Source organism: Mesorhizobium tianshanense (genome assembly GCF_007830515.1).
Lineage (GTDB): Bacteria > Pseudomonadota > Alphaproteobacteria > Rhizobiales > Rhizobiaceae > Mesorhizobium > Mesorhizobium tianshanense.
Window position 1 is genome coordinate 1 of sequence record NZ_VLKT01000132.1, and the last position, 3,143, is coordinate 3,143.

The following is a 3,143-nucleotide window of genomic DNA, read 5'->3' on the forward strand; positions in this document are numbered from 1 at the left end:
CCCGCCGTGAATTTTTCAGGCTAGCAGCATATCGCGACTGTGAACATCGCCGCGAGAGCCAAATCTAACGCCACACCGCGCCCTTGAATTGCCCGGTCGCGTCTTTTGGAGTGATGCCGGACAGATCACAATGATTGGCATTGTCCGGCAAAGTTGATTGGATCACACGAGCGCTCTTTACCGGGGCGTTGATGATGCAATAGGCATCGAAGCGCGTCGGCAGGCCAGGCATCGTATTCCCCAGATTTCCCCCCGGGCGGCAGTTGACGCTGGCTCCAGTCATACGTCCATCGGGTCCAACCTCTTCCTTGCTGAAGTCGCACGTCCGGCCCGTTGGGGTTCCTGGCGCCCCAGGGGCGCCACCTATCGTCACGCCGCGAATGACCACTCCGGTGGTGACGGGCGTTGTTCCTGCTTTGGCAGTGCTGTTCTCGGCAATGGTCGGCTGGGCACCGGCACAGACCGCAGCGAGAGCCACTAAACCGCAGAATGTTTTAGCTTTCCAAGTCATCACTTCTCTCCTCTTATGAAGTCAGTTGCATGCGGATTCCAAGCGGCTTCGCCTCCGAAAGAGATCTTTCTTTGTAAAATCCCCTAGCGAAACCTGATGATGTAGTTGACCGCGATGTTCTTTGGGCGCGTTTCAGCGGTCGTGCGCGCCGGCGCTTCCGGTGAACTCGTCGGCTTGCTCGAAACTGATGTTCCTGCTGCATTGCCCTGCTGCGAAATGCCCGCCGGCTGGATCACGTCATAGGAGTGCGTATGATCCTGCATGGCATCGCACTGTAGCGAGCCGACAACGTTTGCAACGTGGTTTCCGGTCGGATCGATTCGCTGATCCGCATCTGGATCCATTCCGGCACCCGCGTCCAAGCCGCGCAGGAACAGCCCGCGGTAGTCGGGAATTCGAAACTCCGGATCCCCACCTGAAATCCGCTCGCCGTAAAGTCTACCCAAAATGGCATAGAGTTCCGGGTAGGCAGCCGCGTTCAGATAGCGTCCGTCACAAAGCATCCAGCCCTGGCTTTCGATGTGACTGAGTGGAGCATCAGCTTTTGCTCCTGGCGTAGACTCCGAACTTGCGCACGCGGCGTTGGCCCAGATCGTATTCCTGGAGCCGGTAACGGGATCGACTTGTCCAGCGAAAGGGCACACCGCACCGATGGGAATTCCTGCAAACATGATGGCATCCCTCCATTTTTGCTGTGGGTGTCTTCATCGGGAACAGCGATGGTTGATGCGTGGCGCGTGGTGTGTCTGAGTAGTGCACCCCCTCGAATCCCACGCATCATGTCTCACTGGCTCCGCACAGTTCTGCGCGGAGCCTGGAGCTGGATATTCGGGCGGACTAGGCCGGGGAAATCTCCCAGGTATTGTCGCCCTGAAGCACGCAGTTAAGATTGTAGACGGCAGCCGGGAATTTCGCTTCATCCGTCTGTGTGACAGTGTCGATGTTGAGGACCGTGCCGATCTTCAAGTTAGTCCCCGCGGCTACCCAATAGCTCGGCGTGGGTGTGAATGTGTGCTTCAGATTGGTTCCTGCCTGCACACAATAGGTTCCGGTTCCGGACATGCCGATGCCAACTGAAAACCTGTTATTCGGGACATCGGCGGCATCGTTGATGACCAGAGAACCGCTGGGGGGGCCTTGGATCGGGGCGCTAAGACCAGGTCCCGGCGATAAGGAAAACTCCGTCGTGTTTTTCCCGGCCGGGCTGCAATCCTTTGCTCCCGAAGCCAGAAAATCAACACCGGCGATCAACTGTCCAGTGTCGCTCCAAACAAAATTGTAGTCGATTTCCCAAGTGAATCTGATCTGGTCACCGACCCGGATTTGATATGGCGAGCAAAACCATGCCAGAGAGAAGACATCCGCCACCTGCTGCGGCATCTTTTGATAGACATAAAAGGTCCATGGCTGGGCCGACTCATTTTTGAGCAACAGCGAATATTGCGTGCCCTGAGCGAGTGCGGCCTTCACCTGTTGAGACGAACGCTGCTCAAGCGGCATCTCTTTGCGGGCATAACTGATGTGAATAGACATTGGCATCCCTTTCCCTGGTGGTTTGATCGGATCGGCCGTTGCTGAGGTCCGATTGCCCTTGAAGGGTAGCCAGACGGTTCAAGTTTCGGGTAGTCAAATATGCGTAAAAATTCGATTTCACGCGTCAAATTTCAATAGCCGGCGTTTTGCGAAAGACTATCTACCGTAAAACTAAGACTATCTCTTGCGCAGATAAGGAAACTGGGTCGGTCGATATGGCATGAAGGAGCGCCGGGACGATCGAAGGTGATCTGGCGAGCTACCTGACCTGCCACGGGTAATTTCTTCCATCTGAGATTAGCGGCCGGTCTCGATTGGTCCGATCCCAATGTTTGGACCGCCGGGCTTTGGAGTTTTCCGGCTTTGATCAGGGTGACGGGCTGGCTGCGTCACCCGCATCTACCGGCTCTACCGCGAGGAAGGCGCAAGCGCCGCGCAAGGCGACGAGCCGTCGGCACACGGACGCCGATCCTGGTCGAAGCGAAGCCGAACGCGCGCTGGTCGCTGGACTTCGTGCACGACCAGTTCGCCTGTGGTCGACGCTTCCGGGTGCGACGTGACGCGCGAATGCCTGGCAGCAGTTCCGGACACGTCGATCTCAGGCAGACGGGTTGCTCGCGAACGGACGGACCTCATCGCCAAGCGCGGCAAGCCGGGCATGATCATCTGCGACCACGGCACGGAGTTCACACCGAACGCGATCCTCGCCTGGTCGAAGGATCATCGCGTGGAATGGCACTACATCGCGCCCGGCAAGCCGATTGGACACCTCGAACTACCGGCATTTCCAGAGGGAGTGGAGCGGCAATGAGGTTGCGAACAGTCTGACGCGCGGCGGTGGCTGGATTTCTGTCGTTGGGGCTGATGCTGGTTGCCGATTTCGGCATCGCGGCGGCGTTTTCCGCCGCTCTCGCCGTCATGCGAACGCAGTTCGCCCCTGGTGCCAAACGAAGCGGGTAAGATTGTAGGCGAGGTTGGCCATGCCGATCTTGGTGCGGGCGCGGGCGATGCCGATCGTGCGGACAAACAGGCCCATGCGGGATTTCTGCTGCGCGAAGACGTGCTCGACGAAAGCGCGGATCTTTGAGCGCCGGCCATT

3 protein-coding genes and 2 pseudogenes are annotated in these 3,143 nt (G+C 58.0%); 1 reads left to right on the top strand and 4 read right to left on the bottom strand.

All coding sequences use genetic code 11. The features are described 5' to 3' along the window. Nucleotides 1-64: 64 nt before the first annotated feature. The 3 genes from IQ26_RS38715 to IQ26_RS38725 all read right to left on the bottom strand — a co-directional run bounded on the left by IQ26_RS38715 (nucleotide 65) and on the right by IQ26_RS38725 (nucleotide 2,044). Complete coding sequence (locus IQ26_RS38715) at nucleotides 65-511, bottom strand: protein rhiC (protein WP_240547482.1); 447 nt, start codon at nucleotides 509-511, stop codon at nucleotides 65-67. A gap of 83 nt (nucleotides 512-594) precedes the next feature. After that, nucleotides 595-1,182 carry a tail fiber protein gene (locus tag IQ26_RS38720; protein WP_145723558.1) on the bottom strand — a complete coding sequence of 196 codons (588 nt, stop codon included), beginning with the start codon at nucleotides 1,180-1,182 and terminating at the stop codon, nucleotides 595-597. Between the two features lie 166 nt (nucleotides 1,183-1,348). Next, nucleotides 1,349-2,044 carry a protein rhiA gene (locus tag IQ26_RS38725; protein WP_145723559.1) on the bottom strand — a complete coding sequence of 232 codons (696 nt, stop codon included), beginning with the start codon at nucleotides 2,042-2,044 and terminating at the stop codon, nucleotides 1,349-1,351. Between the two features lie 388 nt (nucleotides 2,045-2,432). On the opposite strand from IQ26_RS38725, the pseudogene IQ26_RS38730 reads away from it, so the two are divergent. Further along, nucleotides 2,433-2,807: pseudogene (locus tag IQ26_RS38730) on the top strand (DDE-type integrase/transposase/recombinase); the annotation flags it as partial. A gap of 153 nt (nucleotides 2,808-2,960) precedes the next feature. Here IQ26_RS38730 and IQ26_RS38735 read toward each other — a convergent pair. Next, nucleotides 2,961-3,143: pseudogene (locus IQ26_RS38735) on the bottom strand (IS5/IS1182 family transposase); the annotation flags it as partial.

Bases quoted from the DNA above. Each gene is read 5' to 3' on its own strand.
- IQ26_RS38720 (WP_145723558.1), bottom strand. From the start codon at position 1,182: ATGTTTGCAGGAATTCCCATCGGTGCGGTGTGCCCTTTCGCTGGACAA.
- IQ26_RS38725 (WP_145723559.1), bottom strand. From the start codon at position 2,044: ATGTCTATTCACATCAGTTATGCCCGCAAAGAGATGCCGCTTGAGCAG.
- IQ26_RS38715 (WP_240547482.1), bottom strand. From the start codon at position 511: ATGACTTGGAAAGCTAAAACATTCTGCGGTTTAGTGGCTCTCGCTGCG.